At 61.0% G+C, this 18,902-nt stretch carries 17 protein-coding genes; 2 read left to right on the top strand and 15 right to left on the bottom strand.

The annotated features are described in order from the left end of the window. Positions 1-526: 526 nt before the first annotated feature. The 9 genes from CRO59_RS11815 to minC form a co-directional block, all read right to left on the bottom strand. Entirely contained in the window at positions 527-1,861 is a 1,335-nt protein-coding gene (locus tag CRO59_RS11815) for an amidohydrolase (RefSeq protein WP_097087548.1), read from the bottom strand. 66 nt (positions 1,862-1,927) lie between these two features. Beyond that, positions 1,928-4,081: a mechanosensitive ion channel family protein gene (locus CRO59_RS11820; protein ID WP_027613353.1), complete on the bottom strand. Its 2,154-nt coding sequence runs from the start codon at positions 4,079-4,081 to the stop codon at positions 1,928-1,930. Positions 4,082-4,158: 77 nt separating this feature from the next. Then, positions 4,159-4,335: a hypothetical protein gene (locus CRO59_RS28755; RefSeq protein ID WP_007965354.1), complete on the bottom strand. Its 177-nt coding sequence runs from the start codon at positions 4,333-4,335 to the stop codon at positions 4,159-4,161. A gap of 188 nt (positions 4,336-4,523) precedes the next feature. Further along, entirely contained in the window at positions 4,524-5,813 is a 1,290-nt protein-coding gene (locus CRO59_RS11825) for a M18 family aminopeptidase (protein ID WP_003223140.1), read from the bottom strand. 172 nt (positions 5,814-5,985) lie between these two features. Continuing rightward, on the bottom strand, positions 5,986-7,083 hold the full coding sequence (locus tag CRO59_RS11830; protein ID WP_097087549.1) for a hypothetical protein: 1,098 nt from the start codon (positions 7,081-7,083) through the stop codon (positions 5,986-5,988). A 51-nt stretch (positions 7,084-7,134) separates the two neighbouring features. Beyond that, positions 7,135-7,770, bottom strand: coding sequence for an RluA family pseudouridine synthase (locus CRO59_RS11835; protein WP_027613350.1), 636 nt, complete (start codon positions 7,768-7,770; stop codon positions 7,135-7,137). Between the two features lie 91 nt (positions 7,771-7,861). After that, positions 7,862-8,116: a cell division topological specificity factor MinE gene (gene minE, locus CRO59_RS11840; RefSeq protein ID WP_003223146.1), complete on the bottom strand. Its 255-nt coding sequence runs from the start codon at positions 8,114-8,116 to the stop codon at positions 7,862-7,864. After that, the gene (gene minD / locus CRO59_RS11845) at positions 8,116-8,928 is read right to left on the bottom strand and encodes a septum site-determining protein MinD (protein WP_007960626.1); all 813 of its coding nucleotides are present in this window, start codon (positions 8,926-8,928) and stop codon (positions 8,116-8,118) included. The genes minE and minD overlap by 1 nt, the downstream gene beginning before the upstream one ends. Positions 8,929-9,127: 199 nt before the next feature. Next, positions 9,128-9,865, bottom strand: a complete 738-nt coding sequence (gene minC, locus CRO59_RS11850) for a septum site-determining protein MinC (RefSeq protein ID WP_027613349.1) — start codon at positions 9,863-9,865, stop codon at positions 9,128-9,130. Between the two features lie 117 nt (positions 9,866-9,982). On the opposite strand from minC, the gene CRO59_RS11855 reads away from it, so the two are divergent. After that, entirely contained in the window at positions 9,983-10,918 is a 936-nt protein-coding gene (locus CRO59_RS11855; RefSeq protein ID WP_027613348.1) for a lipid A biosynthesis lauroyl acyltransferase, read from the top strand. A gap of 35 nt (positions 10,919-10,953) precedes the next feature. Further along, entirely contained in the window at positions 10,954-12,126 is a 1,173-nt protein-coding gene (locus CRO59_RS11860) for a patatin-like phospholipase family protein (RefSeq protein WP_097087551.1), read from the top strand. A gap of 91 nt (positions 12,127-12,217) precedes the next feature. On the opposite strand, the gene CRO59_RS11865 is transcribed toward CRO59_RS11860, so the two are convergent. The 6 genes from CRO59_RS11865 to alc form a co-directional block, all read right to left on the bottom strand. After that, complete coding sequence (locus CRO59_RS11865; RefSeq protein ID WP_027613346.1) at positions 12,218-13,003, bottom strand: outer membrane protein OmpK; 786 nt, start codon at positions 13,001-13,003, stop codon at positions 12,218-12,220. A 373-nt stretch (positions 13,004-13,376) separates the two neighbouring features. After that, the gene (locus CRO59_RS11870; protein WP_097087554.1) at positions 13,377-14,162 is read right to left on the bottom strand and encodes an outer membrane protein OmpK; all 786 of its coding nucleotides are present in this window, start codon (positions 14,160-14,162) and stop codon (positions 13,377-13,379) included. Between the two features lie 159 nt (positions 14,163-14,321). Further along, entirely contained in the window at positions 14,322-15,680 is a 1,359-nt protein-coding gene (locus tag CRO59_RS11875; RefSeq protein WP_097087555.1) for a nucleobase:cation symporter-2 family protein, read from the bottom strand. Between the two features lie 193 nt (positions 15,681-15,873). Next, positions 15,874-17,187: a urate hydroxylase PuuD gene (locus CRO59_RS11880; RefSeq protein WP_097087557.1), complete on the bottom strand. Its 1,314-nt coding sequence runs from the start codon at positions 17,185-17,187 to the stop codon at positions 15,874-15,876. Between the two features lie 51 nt (positions 17,188-17,238). Continuing rightward, positions 17,239-17,742 (bottom strand): ureidoglycolate lyase, encoded by a 504-nt coding sequence (locus CRO59_RS11885; RefSeq protein ID WP_041068829.1) that lies wholly within the window; start codon positions 17,740-17,742, stop codon positions 17,239-17,241. Positions 17,743-17,859: 117 nt separating this feature from the next. Then, on the bottom strand, positions 17,860-18,855 hold the full coding sequence (gene alc, locus CRO59_RS11890) for an allantoicase (protein ID WP_095139993.1): 996 nt from the start codon (positions 18,853-18,855) through the stop codon (positions 17,860-17,862). Positions 18,856-18,902: the final 47 nt, after the last annotated feature.

Raw genomic sequence — 18,902 nt, forward strand, 5'->3', positions numbered from 1 at the left:
CGACCTCCCAGCCGACCAATCTCCAACTGCCTGCACCCAATCCCACTGTGGGAGCGAGCCTGCTCGCGAAGGCGGCCTGACAGCCGACCAGTTTCCAACTGCCTGCACTCAATCCAACTGTGGGAGCTGGCTTGCCAGCGAAGGCGGCCTGACAGCCGACCAATCTCTAACTGCCTGCACCCAATCTCTCTGTGGGAGCTGGCTTGCCAGCGATGGCGGCCTGACAGCCGACCAATCTCCAACTGCCTGCACTCAATCCAACTGTGGGAGCTGGCTTGCCAGCGAAGGCGGCCTGACAGCCGACCAATCTCTAACTGCCTGCACCCAATCTCTCTGTGGGAGCTGGCCTGCCAGTGATGGTGACCTCCCAGCCGACCAATCTCCAACTGCCTGCACTCAATCCAACTGTGGGAGCTGGCTTGCCAGCGATGGCGGCCTGACATTCGACCAATCTCCCACTGAACACACCCAATCCCACTGTGGGAGCGGGCTTGCTCGCGAAGGCGGCCCCACAATCACCCCATCTCTATCTGGCCGCCTCAGCATTTCCATACAAATAATCCGTCGCCAACGACGCCATCGTCCTCACCCCAACCACCAGCGCCGACTCATCCACAAAGAACCCCGGATTATGATTCGGCGCCGCCTTGCTCATGTCCTGATCCCGTGGCGTCACCCCTAAAAAAACAAACAGCCCCGGCACTTCCTTGGCAAAGAACGAGAAGTCTTCCGCGCCGCCCACCAGCGGCGCATTGACCACGTCATCCTTGGCTGCCCACTTCAACGTCGGCAGCATTTTCTCCGTCAGTGCCGGGTTGTTGATGGTCGGGTCGTATTTTTCGATGATGGTGACGTCGGCTTTCGCGTCGCCGCTTTCGGCGATTTTTTCGATGGTCTGGCGTACGTCGGCGTGGAGTTTCTGGCGGATGCCGTAGTCGTAGGAGCGGATGGTGCCGCTCATGTCCACGGATTCGGGAATGATGTTGTAGCGGGTGCCGCCGTTGATGGTGCCGATGCTGACCACCGACGGGTAGGACGAAATGTCGGTGCGGCGGCTGACCACGGTTTGCAGGCCGACGATGGTTTGTGCGCCGACGGTGATCGGGTCGATGCCGTCCCACGGGCGGCCGGCGTGGGTCTGTTTGCCGAGGATTTTGATGCGCAGGTCGTCGGAGCTGGCCAGAGTGGCGCCGGGGCGGTAGGCGATCTGGCCGGCGGGGACGCCGGCCCAGACGTGGAGGCCGAAGACAGCGTCGGGTTTGGGGGATTTCATCACGCCTTCCTGCACCATCATTTTCGCGCCCCAGGTGTTTTTGCCGTCGGGGATGAAGTCGCTCGGGCCTTCTTCGGCGGGCTGGAAGTAGAAGACCACGGTGCCGGGCAGGGTGTCGCGCAGGCCAGTGAGAATTTTCGCCGTGCTCAGCAGGATCGCGGTGTGGGCGTCGTGGCCGCAGGCGTGCATCACGTCGACTTCTTTGTCCAGATAAGTGCCTTTGGCTTTCGAGGCGAAGGGCAGGTCGGCGACTTCCTTGACCGGCAACGCGTCCATGTCGGCGCGCAAGGCCACGGTCGGGCCGGGCAGGGCGCCCTTGAGGATCGCGACCACGCCGGTGCGGGCGACGTTGGTTTTGACTTCCAGGCCCATGGCCTTCAGTTGTCTGGCGACCAGTTCCGCGGTGCGTTTCTCGGTGTTGCCCAGTTCCGGATGCGCGTGGATGTCGCGGCGGGTTTCCAGCAGTTGCGGTTCAAGTGCCTTGGCTTGCGTGGCGATCTGTTCGCGGGTGCTGTCCAGGGTGGCGGCGCTGGCGGTGCCGGCCAGCAGAGTGAGCAGAACGGACTGGGCGATACGTGTCAGCTGCATCGGGTGTCTCCATGGTTATTGTTTTTCTGGCTTCCCTGCCTGTGACCCGAGTGTCTGCGCGAAGTGCTATTCCTTCGGCTGGCCACCGCCGGCAGTGATGACCTGCACGCTCATGCGTGGCGTCGCCAGATCGAGTCCGGCTTCGTCCAGATGGCGTTTGAGCGACAGGTTGAACGCTCGGGAAACTTCCCATTGTTTGATCGGTGCGGTCTTGAAGCGGGCGCGCAGGATCGCGCTGCCGGATTCGAAACTTTCCACGCCCTGAATCTCCAGCGGCGACCAGATGTTCCGCCGTTGCAGCGGGTCGGTGCGCATTTTCTGGCCGACTTCGCGCATCAGTTTGATCGCATCGTCGATTTCCATGTTGTACGGCACCGCGACGCGGAAGATCGCGTAGCCGAATTCCCGGGAGTAGTTCTTGATGCTTTTGATTTCGCTGAACGGGATGGTGTGGACGATGCCGTCGATGTCGCGCAGGCGCACGGTGCGGATGGTCAGGCCTTCGACGGTGCCGAGGTGGCCGCCGACGTCGACGTAGTCATCAATGGCCAGCGAGTCTTCGATGATGATGAACAGACCGGTGATCAGGTCCGCCACCAGCGACTGCGCACCGAAACCGATGGCCAGACCGATCACACCGGCACCGGCCAGCAGTGGCGTGACGTTCATGCCCATGTTCGCCAGGGCGACGATCAGCGCGATGATGAAAATCGCCACGAACAACACGTTGCGGATCAGCGGCATCATCGTTTGTGCGCGGGCATTCGCCAGGCCTTTGCGCGAGCGGGTGAGGGCGTGGTGCACGGCGGTGTCGGCGAGGATCCAGATCAGCCAGGAGAAAATCAGCGTGCCGATCAGGCTGAACAGTTTGACGCTGACGTCATGCCCTTCGCCCTCGGCGAAACCGATCAGCGATTTGCCCCACACGCGCAGACCGAGCTCGATGAAGATCAGCCACACCAGCAGGTGGGCGAGGGTGTAGAAGAAGCTTTTCAGACGCTCCGAATACAGCGCATGACGCTTCGGCCCGCGCTGCGGTTTGAGTGAATGACGGCGCACGAGGCCGTTGATCACCATGCACATCACCAGCAACACCGTGCAGATCAGCGACTGACGCAGAGCGGTGCTGGTGTCGCCGGCGGAGACGAAGGTGGCGAACAGCGAGATGCCGACCAGCACCAGCGCCGGCACGTACCAAAAGGTGCCGAGGATATCGATGGTGTCGCTGAGGGCGCGGCGGGTCAGGCGGCGGGACAACGGCTGGTTGCGGATCAGGTGCGCGATCGGCCGGCGGAAACGCAGGATGAACAGCCCGGTGAACAGCGCCGCGAGCACGTTGGTGATGGTCGCGGTGGTGTGCGCCAGGTGCACGCCGAGGCCTTCGACCAGGCGCGGGTCACTCAGCGCTTCACCGAATGCGGCGAAGCTGCCGATCAGCCACAACGGACGGAAGGCCTGATGCCGCAGGATGTACAGCGCCCGGTGCCGGTGCGGGCCGTCGAGCAGCGAGAAGGCGATCACGCAGATCGCCGAGAAACAGGTGCCGACCACCAGCGCATAAGCCAGCACCATCGCCAGGCTTTTACCCAATGACGACGGCAGCGCGTAGCTCATGTAAACGGTGATGACCAATGCAATCAACCACGGCCCGAGCTTGCGCAGGGCGAAGCGCAGCATGTCGAGGGCCTTGGGGTGTTGCGGCAGTTCTTCGGTCAGGCCGAAGCGCATGCGCACCCGGTGACCGAGCCAGATCAGCGCGGCGGCGAGCAGGCTCCAGACCATCAGGATCACCGCGAAGCCGAAGATGATCGGCAGCCATTCGCTGGCCGGCAACATCAGGTTGTCGAGTTCGTCCCTGGCCAGATCGAACTCGTCGGACCAGCGGGTCAGCGGGCTGTCGTCACCGGAGAACTGTTTCTCGAAGCTGGCCAGGGTGCCGCCGATCAGGCCCAGCACGCCTTCTTCCGGTGAAGCCTGGGCTTTCTTGGTGGCGTCGCGCAGCTTTTTCAGATCGCTGAGCAATTGTGTGCGTTGCTTGTCGTTTTCCAGCGACTTGATGACTTCATCCAGCGACTGGCCCAGCGGCTCTTGCGCCTCCGGCTGCGTCTTGGTGGTGTTCAGCAGCCCCGGCAGACCGACCGCCTGGGCAGGGGCCAACGGCAGCAGCGTCATCAGGCAGACAAGGAGCAGGCAGGGCAGAGCAAACAGACGAGCGAACACTAGGCGGTCAACCTCGCAAAGGGGCGAATTGAGCGAGTGTACGAGGCAGCCAGAATCAATGCGAGCCGGGCGCGGATTTATTCGTTGAGTTTGGCGAGGATCTTGTAGACCACGGTCGCCAGGATCATCAGCATGCCGACCCACATGGCAAACACACCGGCGTTCTTGTCGCGGAAGTTGAAGCCGATCGCCAGCAGGATCATCCCGGACAGAATCGGAATGAGCATGGCGTGGAAGGAGGACATCGAAATCATGGTGACTGCCTTGTCGAAGGGGATGATTTAAGTCTAGGTCGCTTTTGGCGGAGCGGTTCTGATGTGTATCAGAATTGAGTCAGTCCAATGATGAAATTGTGTTGTCTGGACTACCGCTTTCGCGAGCAGGCTCGCTCCCACCCTGGAATGCATTCCAAACTGTGGGAGCGAGCCTGCTCGCGAAGCTTTTAAGGCAACTCGCGGCTGGCGTAGAACGCGCTCAGCACTTTGACCAGGTGCGCCAGATCGTGGCTGCCGCACAGTTCGCGGATCGAGTGCATGGCGAAGGTCGGCAGGCCGATGTCGACGGTGCGCACGCCCAGGTGGCTGGCGGTGATCGGGCCGATGGTCGAGCCGCAGCCCATGTCGCTGCGCACCACGAAGCTCTGCACCGGCACTTCTTCGGCCATGCACAGGTGGCGGAAGAACCCGGCGGTTTCGCTGTTGGTGGCGTAGCGCTGGTTGCTGTTGACCTTGATCACCGGGCCGGCGTTGAGTTTCGGACCGTGGTTGGCGTCGTGCTTCTCGGCGTAGTTCGGGTGCACGCCGTGGGCATTGTCGGCCGAGACCAGCAGCGATTTCTGGATGGTGCGGACGAACTCGTCACCTTCCGGCAGCAGGCGGCGCAGGGTCTGTTCGAGCATCGGGCCATCGGCACCGCAGGCCGAGCAGGAGCCAACTTCTTCGTGGTCGTTGCACACCAGCACGCAGGTTTCTTCGGTGTCGGCAGTGAGCAGGGCTTGCAGGCCGGCGTAGCACGACAGCAGGTTGTCCAGGCGCGCACCGGCGATGAAGTCGCCATGCAGGCCGATGATCGCCGCACTCTGGGTGTCGTAGAAGCTCAGCTCGTAATCCAGCACCACATCGGCGTTCAGGCCATGTTCGCGGGCCAGTTGATCAGTCAGTACGGCGCGGAAGTCGACACGTTCGTCACCGGCGAATTGCGCGAGGATCGGCGGCAGCTCGGTCTGCGCGTTGATCGCCCAGCCCTGATTGGCTTCACGGTTCAGGTGAATCGCCAGGTTGGGAATGATCGCGATCGGCGCCTTGAAGTCGATCAGTTGGCTTTCGACCTTGCCGTCGCGACGGAAGGTGACGCGCCCGGCCAGCGACAGGTCGCGGTCAAACCACGGCGCCAGCAGCGCGCCGCCGTAGACTTCAACGCCCAGTTGCCAGAAGCCCTGACGTTGCAGTTCCGGTTGCGGCTTGACCCGCAGACACGGGCTGTCGGTGTGGGCGCCGACCAGACGGATCCCGTCGTGCAGTGGCGAGTTGCGGCCCATTTTGATCGCGACGATCGAGGAGTCGTTACGGGTGACGTAGTAGCGGCCGTTGGCCTCGGTGGTCCACGGCTCGCGCTCGTCGAGGCGCACGTAACCGGCGGCCTCCAGACGCTGAACAAGGCTGGCGGTGGCGTGGAACGGGGTAGGGGAGGCCTTGAGGAAGTCGATCAGGCCTTGGTTCAACTCTTCGCGCATAAGAAGCTCCAGACAGCAATGGGCGCGAGTTTAACGCATCGGCCCGGGAATTGAATCCGGGCAGGATCGGGGTGGGAGCGGGCTTGCTCGCGAAAGCGGTGGGTCAGATGCAGATTTTTGGATGACCCACCGCTTTCGCGAGCAAGCCCGCTCCCACAGGGAGTAATGTGGATCAGCGGGCGGCTACGCGTTTTTTCAAATAGTTCATGATGACTTTTTCATCTTCCGGTTTATCCGGACGCGGCAGCTGTTGCGGCCAGGACTTCTGGCTCAGCAGTTTTTTCTGCTGGCTCTCGTCCCAACGCAGAATTTCCCGCGAGGCGCATTCCCACCATTCGTGTCGGCAAACGCTGTAGTACGGATCTTCCGGCGCGGCGCTGCCGTACAGCAGATCACGACCGACCTTGCGCAGGGCACCTTTCTGGTGGCGCAGCTTCCATTTGATTTTCAATCGGCGCCAGGCCGAGGGGAACGGTTTGACCCGTGGCACATCGCTGCACAGATCCACCAGGCGCTGGCTGAACTGCTCGCCGTGCTGGGAGAAGAAGTACGTCTGCATCGCGTGGAAGAAACGTTTTTCCGCGAAGTAGTGGTAGACGTGTTTGCGCGCTTCCACCACCTGACGCTCGCGCATGGCATACGACAGGGCGATCTGTTCGATGGTGTGGATTTCGAAGCCGCCGAGTGTCCACTCATCAATCAGGCGGATCGACTCTTCGAACAGCGCTGAGTCGCTGTCGGTCACGCCGCACAAGCCGCTGTTGTAGAGCTTGAAACCGTTATCCGGCGTCACGCCGTGGTTGCGCAGGTCGCGACCGAGTTTTTGATAGTCGGGACGCTGGTGCACATCTTTCCAGTCGTACTCGAAGCGATCCATCACCGAGCGATTCGGCTCGATGAATTTGAACAGTTGGCTCGGGTGGCGGGTGAACAGGGTGTCGGTGTCGACGAACAGGGTTTTTTCCGCCCACTGCATGCCCGCGGCGATGGCGCAGGCCTTGCGGCGGTGGTGATAGCCGTGGGTGCCTTGCCAGCGGGTCAGAGTCGCTTCATCCAGCAACACCGTGTCGACCGGCCAGCCCGCATAGTCGTCGGGGCGATCAGTGAGAATGCGGATCGCCGGTCGCTCGCCGTTTTTAGCCTGGGACAGGACGGTCAGGATGCTGAACTTGGCTTCGCGCCGGTACACATCCTGATTGCCGTAAACCAGGTAAAGCAGTTGATGACGAACTTTCGTGAGGGGGGTTACCAGGGAATCAATACAACTCATCCGAAAACAGAATCCTTGTCCAAATAAACAGCACTGCCACTCAGGCAGCGCTCAAAACGGTGCCGGGCATTCGAAGCGCAAACGCTCGCCGGTTTGCGGGTGGGTGAAGCTCAGCATGCTGGCGTGCAGGCACAGACGCGGCCAGGCCGCCAAGGCCTGCTCATGGGCGTACAGCCCGTCGCCCAACAGCGGGTGACCGATGGACAGCATGTGCACACGCAACTGGTGCGAGCGACCGGTGATCGGCGTCAGTTCGACGCGGCACCAGTCGCCGCAACGTTCCAGTACGCGCCAGAAGGTCAGCGCATGCTTGCCGAATTCGTGGTCGACCACGTGCCGCGGTTTGGTCGGTGGATCGTAGCGCAGCGGCAGGTCGATGCTGCCGCTGTCCAGCTCCGGCTGACCCCAGCAGAGCGCAGTGTAGGCTTTCTCTGTTTCACGATCGTGAAACTGCCGCGACAGTTCGCGGTGAGTATCCGCGTCACGGGCCAGCAGAATGATGCCGGAGGTTTCCCAGTCCAGGCGATGGACGATGCGCGCTTCCGGGTAGCCGTTTTCCTGCAGGCGGGTGATCAGGCAGTCCTTGTTGTCGTCGGCGCGACCGGGCACCGAGAGCAGCAACGTCGGTTTGTCGACCACCAGTACGGCGGCGTCCTGATGAATGATGCGGATGTTGGACAACGGCATTAAAACAGCCTCGTAACAAATGCCAACGGCGGCTCAGGGCCATTCCGCGATGGGAATGGCCCTGAGCCGCCGTCGTTCCTGCCGGATCGACTCAGCGATCGGGCAGGGTGATGTTGAGTTCCAGAATCGAGCAACTGCCCTGGCTTTCCAGTGCAACATGTACGTCGTCGTTGCCGATGTTGACGTACTTGCGGATCACGTCGACCAGTTCCTTCTGCAAGGCTGGCAGGTAATCCGGCGTGCTGCGCTGGCCGCGCTCATGCGCCACGATGATCTGTAGACGCTCTTTCGCTACCGAGGCGGTACTTGGCTTTTTGTTGGCACGAAAGAAGTCAAAAAGGTTCATTACCTACCTCCAAACAGGCGCTCGAAGAATCCCTTCTTCGTAACATCGAGGAAACGATGTTCTTTTTCTTTGCCCAGCAGACGATCAACGGCATCGCTGTAGGCCTGACCGGCATCGCTCTGGTCGTCGAGAATCACCGGGACGCCCGAGTTGGAAGCCTTCAGGACCGCCTGCGACTCAGGGATGACGCCCAGCAGGGTCACGGCCAGGATTTCCTTCACGTCTTCGACGCCCAGCATTTCGCCATCGCTGACGCGCTGCGGGTTGTAACGGGTCAGCAGGAGGTGTTCCTTGATCGGCTCTTCGCCGAGTTCGGCACGACGCGATTTGCTGGCCAGCAGGCCGAGCATGCGGTCGGAGTCACGTACCGAGGACACTTCCGGGTTGGTCACGATGATCGCTTCGTCGGCGAAATACATGGCCAGGTGCGCACCTTTCTCGATGCCCGCCGGGGAGTCGCAGACCACGAAGTCGAAGTCTTCCTTCAACTGCATCAGGACTTTTTCCACGCCTTCCTGGGTCAGCGCGTCTTTGTCGCGGGTCTGGCTGGCGGCCAGCACGTAGAGATTTTCCAGGCGCTTGTCTTTGATCAGGGCCTGCTGCAGGTTGGCTTCGCCGTTGACCACGTTGACGAAGTCGTACACCACGCGACGCTCGCAACCCATGATCAGGTCGAGGTTACGCAGGCCCACGTCGAAGTCGACGATCACTGTTTTGTGGCCGCGCAGTGCGAGGCCGGTACCGATAGCGGCGCTGGTGGTGGTCTTACCCACACCACCCTTGCCGGATGTAACCACGAGAATCTTGGCCAAGGTGTTTCACCCCTAAGGAAGAAGGACTTTTTAGCCCCTGAAAAACATCTCTTGAAAACTACTGCAGTCGGACAGCCTTGGCTGGAATTCGGCGCAAGTCGCAATTGCCGGGGGCAAACGCTGCTTGTTCCTTTTTCCTACTTCGTTTGAGCCGTTTTCGCTACGTTTTAGAGATGCTTGGAAAATGCGGCAGTATCCGTTAAAGCCGAATGATGTTCAACACGTCGGCCGACAGGCTGACCTGGACGCCGGAGCCCCACAGTGGATCGCGGCGCAAATCTTCGGAGACCTTGTAATGCCCGGCGATGGAGATCAGTTCAGCGCTCAATTGCTGACAGAAAATCCGGGCCTTGGTGTCGCCTTTGACGCCGGCCAGTGCGCGACCGCGCATCGGGCCGTATACATGGATGTTGCCATCGGCCAGAAGTTCCGCCCCCGGACTGACCGAGGACACCACCACCAGATCGCCACCCTGGGCATATATCTGTTGGCCACCACGTACTGGCGTGGTGATGACGCGGGTCGGTTTGACCGTTGGCTCCGGCGGCTTTTCCGGCTTCTTTTTGACTTCCGGTTCCGGCGCTTCCAGCGGTCGCTCGCGGGCGCCGGACGGCGGCAGCACCGGGATGTCGATGGCGATGGCGGCAGCGATGTCTTCGATACGGCTGGCGCGGATCGCCAGGGTGCGCAGACCATGCTGGCGGCATACGCGCATCAGGCCGGGCAGATCGACCGCGCCTTCACCGGGCGGCAGTTTGTCCAGCGCCAGGACCAGCGGTGCATTGCTGAAGAAATTCGGCGCCTGGGCGACTTTGGCGGCCAGTTGCCGATCAAGGCTGTCGAGGTCGTTGCGGGACAGTTCCAGCACCGTGATGGCCAGCATGCTGCCCTTCAACTGGAACACGGGATCTCGGTCTGGCGATTCGTTTTGGCTCATATCGGCATACAACGGCTTGTCACTAAAAGTGCCGAGACTTATAACGAGAACGCCCGCGAGCCGCAAGCCGGGTCGAACGATGTAGAATGCGCGGCCACTGAATTTACGGAAGCTTTAATGGATCGCCCGCGTTTTCGAAGAGCCTTTCTTTCTCCCCGCTTCTGGCCGCTCTGGTGCGGTCTGGGGCTGTTGTGGCTGGTCGTGCAGTTGCCATATGCGGTTTTACTGACGATCGGTCGTGTTTTGGGCGCATTGATGTATCGCGTGGCCGGCGACCGGCGGCGTATCGCCAAGCGCAATCTCGAGCTGTGCTTCCCGGAAAAATCCGCCGCCGAGCGTAAACGCTTGCTCAAGGAAAACTTCGCCTCCACCGGCATCGCTTTTTTTGAAATGGCGATGAGTTGGTGGTGGTCCCGTGAGCGTCTGGCCAAACTGGCGCATGTCGAAGGCCTGGAGCATCTGCAAAAGGCCCAGCGCGAAGGCAAGGGCGTGATCCTCATGGCCGCGCACTTCACCACCCTGGAAATCGGCGCCGCGCTGCTCGGTCAGCAACACACCATCGATGGCATGTACCGCGAGCACAAGAACCCGTTGTTCGACTTCGTCCAGCGTCGGGGCCGTGAGCGGCACAATCTCGATTCGCTGGCGGTGGAGCGTGACGACGTGCGCGGCATGCTCAAGCTGCTGCGTTCAGGCCGGGCGATCTGGTACGCACCGGATCAGGACTATGGCGCCAAGCAAAGCATCTTCGTGCCGCTGTTCGGCATTCAGGCGGCGACCGTGACCGCGACCACCAAGTTCGCCCGCCTGGGCAAGGCGCTGGTGGTGCCGTTCACTCAGGAACGTCTGGCGGATGGCAGCGGTTACCGGCTGGTGATTCATCCGCCGCTGGAAGACTTCCCGGGTGAAACCGAAGAGGCCGACTGCCTCCGCATCAACCAGTGGGTGGAAAGTGCGCTGCGCGCCTGCCCTGAGCAATACTTGTGGGCGCATCGCCGCTTCAAGAGTCGTCCACCGGGCGAGCCGAAGCTTTACCCGAAACGGCGCGGCTGATTCACTCACCCTTTCAAGCACCATGGAGCGTTGCGATGAGCCCAGCGGAACCGGTCACAGGTTTGATTCTTTCCGGCGGCGGGGCTCGGGCGGCGTATCAGGTGGGGGTGCTGGCGGCGATTGCCGAATTGCTGCCGCTGGGCGCGGACAATCCGTTTCCGGTGATCGTCGGCACCTCGGCCGGGGCGATCAACGCGGTCAGCCTCGCCAGTGGTGCCACCGATTTTCGCGCCGCCATCGAACGCCTTACGCTGTTCTGGCAGGGCTTTCGCAGCCATCGGGTGTTGCGCAGTGACTGGCCGGGGGTGATCCGTCAGGCCAGCCGCTTTGTCAGTCACAGCCTGCTCGGCATCGGTCGCCAACTGCCGGTGGCGCTGCTCAACAGTTCGCCGCTGCGCGAGCTGCTAAATGAAAAACTGCACATGCCCGGTATCGCCGAATCCATCGCCCGCAAGCAATTGCATGCGGTGGCGGTGACTGCGTTCGGCTACGAGTCGGGGCAGGCGGTGACCTTCTATCAGGGCGGCGGCACGATCGATGCGTGGTTGCGCCATCGGCGGATCGGCGTGCCGGCGCAATTGTCGGTGGACCATCTGCTGGCAAGTTCGGCGATCCCGTTGCTGTTTGCCCCGGTAAAAATCGGTGAGGAATATTTCGGCGACGGTGCGGTACGCCAGTCGGCGCCGATCAGCCCGGCGCTGCACCTGGGTGCGAGTCGGGTGCTGGTGGTGGGCGTCAGCGGCAACCCGCGCGGGTTTGATCCGCAGCAGCCGCTGGAGCGCGCCTACACCGGTCAGCAGCCAACGCTGGCGCAGATTGGCGGACACATGCTCAACAGCACGTTCATTGACAGTCTGGAGAGCGACATCGAGTTGCTGCAGCGTCTGAACCAGTTCAGCCACCTGATGCCCGAGGGCGTGCCGACTCGTGAGTTGGGCGTGGCGCCAGTGGAGGTGCTGGTGATTGCGCCGAGTCAGCCGATCGATGAAATCGCAGCGCGACATCGCCAGGAATTGCCGGCGGCGTTGCGTCTGTTTTTGCGTGGGCCGGGGGCGACCAAGACCAGTGGGGCAGGGGTGCTGAGTTATCTGCTGTTCGAGGCGGGGTATTGCAGCGAACTGATCGACCTGGGACGGCGCGACGCGTTGGCCAAGCGTGAGGAGTTGTGCCGGTTTCTCGGGATCACCGAGGCGGTCGCGCCCACCTGATATTTGTGCTGAAGCCATTCGCGAGCAGGCTCGCTCCCACATTGGAACTCGGTCGAATGTGGGATCGAGCCTGCTCGCGAAGCTTTTAAGATCAGAAGTGGAACTTCACCAGGAAGCTGGTCACGTTCTGATTGGTGGTGAACGCACGGGTGTCGTCGATCCCGTACTTGTCTTTCCAGTAGTCGTATTCAACACCGACATACAGCTGCTTCTCGCCGAAATTCAGCGCCTTGCCCAGGTCGTATTTGACCTGTGGGTTGAAGTGCAGGTTGGCGTGGTATTCGCCTTTGCTGTTGACGTCGTTGTCGACCACCCAGTCCATGAAACCGTCGATCAGGATGTTCGAGTCGCCAACCGGAATGGTGTAGGACCAGACCGGGGTGATCTGCCAGACGTTGTCACCGGCGCGCGAGCCTTCGGTGTGGCGCTGGTAGAAGTTCAGCTGGAAGTAGTCGAAGCCTGGAATCGCCAGGTCAAAACCCGGGCCGATCAGGTACGACTCGACGTCGCCTTCACCGAACTCGTAAGTCATCGCCAGCAGCACATCCTTGACCGGACCGAATTCGATCTTCTGGTCGAGGATCTTGCCCAGCGACAGGCGTGGGCTGAATTCGCCATAGTAAGTGTTGTTGCCGACGCCGCCATCCGGCTTGCCGTTGTAGAAGATCTTGTCGACGAACAGGAAGTTGTCCCCGTACTTCCAGGCATCGGCGTGCTCGAAGGTGACGGTCTGCTGGATCGCCGGGTTGACCTTGAAGTCTTTGCCGTAGAGGTAGGTCAGGCTGTTGTTCTGCCATTGCAGTAGGCCGTCGGCCATGGCCTCGCCGCCGGCCAGCATCGATCCCGCGAGCATCAGGCTGGTGCACATACGTTTCATTCGGTTGCTCCCAAAGTAGGTGTTCCACGTTTATTTTTTTAAGATCGGCGCTCTGGTGTGGCGCCTTTTTTCGTCGCTGCAAAAGTCATCCGATCGGTCAGCTTCGCTGGTGATAGCAAGAGCTGGGCCAACGCTTTCGAAAAGCAAAAAAACGCCCGTTCGGCTGCTGAAAAACAGTCGATTGCGCGTGTTTTCGGGATGCCTCGGTACTGACCGGGGCCGGGATAAGTTGGCTTGTCGGTCAGGAATTAAATCCGGGCTTTTTTTTAGACCGAATTCAAGAGGCCGCGGAGAATACTGACTCCTCGGCCAGCTCTCAAGTGCCCCGCAACAGAGCACCGACGACAGGTATGGGGCACGGTTGCGGGCCATCTCAGAAATGCACCTTCACCAGCAGGCTGGCGGTGTTCTGGTTGGTGTCGAGGTTGTGGCTGCTTTCGACGCCATATTTGTTCTTCCAGTAGCTGTATTCGGTGCCGACATACAGCTGCTTGTGGCTCCAGCCGAGGGCTTTGCCGAGGTCGTATTTGATCTGTGGATTGATGTGCAGGTTGGCGTGGTAGGTGCCGCGCGAGTTCTGATCGTTGTCGACGACCCAGTCCAGATAGCCGTCGATCAACAGGTCGGAATTGCCCAGCGGCACGCTGTACGACCAGCCCGGGGTGATCTGCCAGACGCCGTCGCCGGGGCGCGGGCCTTCGGTGTGGCGACGGAAGATGTTCAGGGTCACGTAGTTGAAGCCGGGTACTTTCAGGTCGAAGCCGGGGCCGATCAGGTAGGCCTCGCTGTCGCCTTCGCCGTACTCGTAGGTCATCGCCAGCAGCACGTCCTTGATCGGGCCAAACTCGATTTTCCGGTCGAAGATCTTGCCGAACGAGAAGCGAGGGGTGAATTCGCCGTAGAAGGTGTGCGGGCCTTTGTTGCGGTCTTCCTGGCCGTTGTAGAAGATCTTGTCGACGAACAGGAAGTTGTCGCCGTACTTCCACTTGTCGGCGTGCTCGAACGTCACCGTCTGCTGGATCGACGGGTTGATCGCGAAGTTCTTGCCGTACAGATAGCTCAGGCTGTTGGTCTGCCACAGCAGTAAATCGCCGGCCATGGCCTGACTCGCGGCCAGCAGGCCGCCACTCAACAGAACGCTGGTTTGCGTGCGAATCATCGGTTGCTCCCTCTTGTTTTTATTTTTAAGGCGCAGAGCTGTTTCCCTTTGTAGGAGTGAGCCTGCTCGCGATGGCGTTCTTTCAGTCAACTCAAGTGTTGAATGTCATACCGCTATCGCGAGCAGGCTCACTCCTGCAGGGTTAAATCGGTGTTGCTGTTAATGCTGATGCGCGTGGCAGTCGTTGATCGCTGCGCGTTCTTTGCCGCCGAGGATGTTGAACAGCAGGTTCAGGGTCAGCGCGCTGAGGGTGGCCATGGCGATGCCGCTGTGGGTGATCGGGCTCATCCACATCGGCAAGTGCGCGAAGAATTCCGGACGCACCACAGGGATCAGACCCATGCCGATGCTCACCGCGACCAGCAACTGGTTGCGACGGTCACCGATGTCGGCTTCTTGCAGGATCTTGATGCCGGTGGCCGCGACCATGCCGAACATCGCAATCGCCGCACCGCCCAACACCGCCGGCGGAATCGACGCCACCAGGAACGCCGCTTTCGGCAGCAGGCTCAGCACGATCAGCAAACCGCCGGCAACGATGGTCACCGAACGGCAACGCACGCCGGTCATCTGCACCAGGCCGATGTTCTGCGCGAACGAGGAGTGAGTGAAGGTGTTGAAGAAACCGGCGACGAACGAAGCGCCGGCATCGCACAGCAGGCCGCGCCGCAGCATCCGTGGGCAGACTTCCTGACCGGTGATCTTGCCCAGCGCCAGAAACATCCCGGTGGACTCGACGAAGATGATCACCACCACCAGGCACATCGACAGAATTGGTGCCAGTTCGAATTTCGGCATGCCGAAGTGCAGCGGGGTGACGAACTGAACCCATGGCGCGCTGGCCATGCCGCTCAGGTCGACCATGCCGATCGCACCGCAGAGCACGTAGCCCAGGCACATGCCGATCAGCACGGAAATATTCACCCAGAAGCCGCGCATGAAGCGGTGGATCAGCAGAATGGTGGCCAGCACCAGAGCGGCGATGGCCAAATAAATCGGTGAACCGAATTGCGCCGCAGCGGCACCGCCACCGGCCCAGTTCACGGCCACGGGGAACAGCGACAGACCGATCGAGGTGATGACCGTGCCGGTCACCAAAGGCGGGAAGAAACGTACAACCTTGGACATGAACGGCGCGATGAGCATGCCGAAGAACCCGGCGGCGATCGTGGCGCCGAAGATCCCTTGCAGACCGATACCGGGCATGCCGGCCATGGCGACCATACTGCCGACAGCGGCAAAACTGGCGCCCATCATCACCGGCATGCGGATGCCCATCGGGCCGATGCCGAGCGACTGGACGATGGTGGCGATACCGGCGACCAGCAGGTCGGCATTGATCAGGAAGGCAATTTCTTCACGACTCAGGCCAGCGGCCTGTCCGATGATCAACGGCACCGCGATGGCACCGCCGTACATCAGCAGAACATGTTGCAAACCGACCAGGATCAGTTGCAAAAAGGGCAAACGCTGAATGGCGGGTGCGTCGGGGATGCGCGCTTTGGACAGCTCGGACATGCAACACCTCGGATCTTTTTTATTCTTGTGATTGAACAGCTGCCGGGTGGCTCACAGCTGTTTTTTTGCATCAGGTCTGTGGCGAGGGAGCTTGCTCCCGCTGGACTGCGTAGCAGTCCCTGCTCTTCAGGCAAAGAGAGGGGCCGCTTCGCGACCCAGCGGGAGCAAGCTCCCTCGCCACAATTTGTGTTGCTTAGTTGGTCTGGGCTCCCTGCGCGATCCATGCACCGATCAGGTCACGTTCCTGCTGGGTCATCTGGGTGATGTTGCCCAGTGGCATGATCTGTGTAGTGATGGCTTGCGCCTGGATTCGCGCCGCGTTCTGGCGGATCTGCTCAGGGGTATCGAGCATCACCCCGGCCGGGGCGGCGCTGAACAGCGGGCTGGTCGGTTTCGCCGAGTGGCAGACCGCGCAGCGTTCCTGGATCACGTTATGCACCTTGTCGAAACCAGGGCCGGCGTTGGACGCCTGCGCCGGTGCCGCAGCCGGAGCAGCTGGCGCTGCAGGTGCCGCCGCTTCAGCCGGTTTCGCGCCACCGCCCAGTGCCGTTTCCGGCAGCGGTTGGTACTCGATTTTCGCTGGCGCCTTGGCCACGTCCGGCGCGGTCGACATCGGCGCAGGGCCGGTGACGTACGCCAGACTGATCATGCCCACCGCTGCCACCGGCAGGGTCCAGGCAAACTTGTGGCTGTCGTGACGGGTGTTGAAGTAGTGACGCACCAACACCGCCAACACCGCGATCCCGGCCAGAGTCAACCAGTTGTACTGGCTGCCATAAGTGCTCGGGAAGTGATTGCTGATCATGATGAACAGCACCGGCAGGGTGAAGTAGTTGTTGTGACGCGAACGCAGCAAGCCCTTGGCCGGCAGCGCCGGGTCCGGCGTGCGGTTCTCGGCAATCGCCGCAACCAGAGCACGTTGCGCCGGCATGATGATGCGGAACACGTTGCCGACCATGATGGTGCCGATGATCGCGCCGACGTGCAGATACGCACCCCGACCGCTGAACACCTTGCTGAAGCCATACGCCGCGCCGATGATCAGCACGAACAGGATGAAGCCGAGCAGGGCGGGTTTCTTGCCAAGGGCCGAATCGCAGAGGAAGTCGTAGATGAACCAGCCGGCGATCAGCGAACCGATGCCGATGGCCACGCCTTCAGGGCCGGTCAGGCCGCTGCCGGGTGCCACGAGGTAGAGCACGGGGTTGGAGTAGAACACCACGCACAGCAGCGCGATCCCCGACATCCAGGTGAAGTAGGCTTCCCATTTGAACCAGTGCAGGTTCTCCGGCATCGCCGGCGGGGCCAGTTTGTATTTTTCCAGGTGATAGATACCGCCGCCGTGGATCGCCCACAGATCACCGGCCAGACCGGTTTTCGGGTTGACGCGGTTGAGGTTGTTCTCCAGCCAGACGAAGTAGAACGACGCGCCAATCCAGGCCACGCCAGTGATCATGTGAACCCAGCGCACGCTCAGGTTCAGCCATTCCAACAGATGTGCTTCCACAGTCTTTACCTCTCGCCTGTCACTCTTGTTGTCGAGTGATCAGACCTTCTCTTATTGGTGGGGGGCGAGGATCAAACGCTCATCCTCTTTGAAAAAATGCTCATCGCAGTTATTGCCTGTGCCACTGCGATCAACCACCAGGAAGTCATCCCGCTTTTCGATCGTCAGCACCGGGTGGTGCCAGACGCCGCGATGGTAATTGATGCCCTGCCTGCCGTTGGTGACGAAGGCGCGGACCAAGCCTGATACAGGTACATCGCCAAGTGGCGCGACCACGATCAGAAAGGGGTTGCCGAGCAGCGGAATGAAAGCCTGGCTGCCCAGCGGATGGCGTTCCAGCATGCTCACGGTCAGCGGCATGTCCTGCGCGTCGGCGCGGAAGATGCTGATGATCGCGTTGTCCTCAGGCGTTGCGGTTTCGACCGTCGCCAGTTTGTGGAAGCGCATGGTCGAACCGTTGTTGATCATGAAGTGGTCGCTGCCGTCGGTTTCGATCACGTCACCGAAGGGGGCGAAGGCTTCTTTGGTCAGCGGTTCAATCTGTAGTGTGCGCATGCTGTTCTTCTTATCCGAATTCTGTGTTGACTGTTCTGACGCCTTCGCGAGCAAGCCCGCTCCCACAGGAATTGCGATCAATGTGGGAGCGAGCTTGCTCGCGAATGGTTTCACTGCTTATTTAGTGACCTTGCCGAGAACGCGCAGGCGACTCACACCACCATCCGGGAACACGTTCAGACGGATGTGGGTGATCGGTCCCAGCGCCTTGATCTGCTCGACGAAGGTGTGTTCGGCGTGCATTTCCAGCTTCTGGCTCGGCAGCAGTTCACGCCAGAACAGCGATTGGGTTTCGATCTGGCTGTCGGTGCCGCCCTTGACGAACGCGCCCTGGATCGAGCAGGTGTCCGGGTAGTTGCCCTTGAAGTGCAGGGTGTCGACGATGATTTTTTCGATCTCGCCCGGGTGGCCCAGCGCGACGATCACCCAGTCATTGCCCGGGGTACGACGACGTGCGGTTTCCCAGCCGTCGCCCATGTTGATGCCACGGCCCGGGTTGAGGATGTTGCTCATGCGGCCGAAGTGTTCGTCGGAGCAGGCGAGGGCGCGGCCACCGTTGAGGGCTGCAGCCAGGTCGACCTGTTCGTTGTCGCCAACAGCCGACCAGTCGCGGAACGGGATGCCGTACACGCGCAGACGGGCCACGCCGCCGTCCGGGTAGATGTTGAAGCGCAGGTGGCTGAACGCTTGGTCGTTGCTGATTTCGTGGTAGTGGTGGCTGTTGCCCTGCAGCTCGACGGCCGACAGCACTTCAGTCCACTGGGTGTTTTCGTCCGGCTCGCCCGAGGCCAGGAAGCACGCTTCCAGCGAGGCCGATGGCGGGTAGTTGCCGGTGAAGAATGAAGTGTCGATGTCCACGCCTTTGATCGAACCCGGTACGCCCAGGCGGATTACCGCGCTGTCGTAGCCTTCGAAGCGCTTGCGACGCGATTCCCAGCCGTCCATCCACTTGCCGTTGTCGTCGAACACACCCTCCTTCCACACGGCCGGGGTCGGCTGAAACAGACGATTGGCGTCTGCGAACCAGTCATCGGTGACCGAAATGATTTTGGTGCCCAGACGGGCATCGGCCAGGTTGACGAACTTCTCGAAAGGTACGGCGTAAGCTTTCATTCTTCTTGTCTGCCTTTAATAAGTTGGCTGGGGATGCTTGCAAGACC

The sequence above is a fragment of the Pseudomonas sp. LAMO17WK12:I5 genome (assembly GCF_900215165.1).
Lineage (GTDB): Bacteria > Pseudomonadota > Gammaproteobacteria > Pseudomonadales > Pseudomonadaceae > Aquipseudomonas > Aquipseudomonas putida_A.

Excerpts from the sequence above, each read along its gene's own strand:
- CRO59_RS11865 (WP_027613346.1), bottom strand. The coding sequence starts at position 13,003 with ATGAAACGTATGTGCACCAGCCTGATGCTCGCGGGATCGATGCTGGCC.
- minE (WP_003223146.1), bottom strand. The coding sequence starts at position 8,116 with ATGAACCTTTTTGACTTCTTTCGTGCCAACAAAAAGCCAAGTACCGCC.
- CRO59_RS11870 (WP_097087554.1), bottom strand. The coding sequence starts at position 14,162 with ATGATTCGCACGCAAACCAGCGTTCTGTTGAGTGGCGGCCTGCTGGCC.
- CRO59_RS11855 (WP_027613348.1), top strand. The coding sequence starts at position 9,983 with ATGGATCGCCCGCGTTTTCGAAGAGCCTTTCTTTCTCCCCGCTTCTGG.
- minC (WP_027613349.1), bottom strand. The coding sequence starts at position 9,865 with ATGAGCCAAAACGAATCGCCAGACCGAGATCCCGTGTTCCAGTTGAAG.
- CRO59_RS11825 (WP_003223140.1), bottom strand. The coding sequence starts at position 5,813 with ATGCGCGAAGAGTTGAACCAAGGCCTGATCGACTTCCTCAAGGCCTCC.
- CRO59_RS11815 (WP_097087548.1), bottom strand. The coding sequence starts at position 1,861 with ATGCAGCTGACACGTATCGCCCAGTCCGTTCTGCTCACTCTGCTGGCC.
- CRO59_RS11835 (WP_027613350.1), bottom strand. The coding sequence starts at position 7,770 with ATGCCGTTGTCCAACATCCGCATCATTCATCAGGACGCCGCCGTACTG.
- CRO59_RS11875 (WP_097087555.1), bottom strand. The coding sequence starts at position 15,680 with ATGTCCGAGCTGTCCAAAGCGCGCATCCCCGACGCACCCGCCATTCAG.
- CRO59_RS28755 (WP_007965354.1), bottom strand. The coding sequence starts at position 4,335 with ATGATTTCGATGTCCTCCTTCCACGCCATGCTCATTCCGATTCTGTCC.
- CRO59_RS11885 (WP_041068829.1), bottom strand. The coding sequence starts at position 17,742 with ATGCGCACACTACAGATTGAACCGCTGACCAAAGAAGCCTTCGCCCCC.
- alc (WP_095139993.1), bottom strand. The coding sequence starts at position 18,855 with ATGAAAGCTTACGCCGTACCTTTCGAGAAGTTCGTCAACCTGGCCGAT.
- CRO59_RS11830 (WP_097087549.1), bottom strand. The coding sequence starts at position 7,083 with ATGAGTTGTATTGATTCCCTGGTAACCCCCCTCACGAAAGTTCGTCAT.
- CRO59_RS11860 (WP_097087551.1), top strand. The coding sequence starts at position 10,954 with ATGAGCCCAGCGGAACCGGTCACAGGTTTGATTCTTTCCGGCGGCGGG.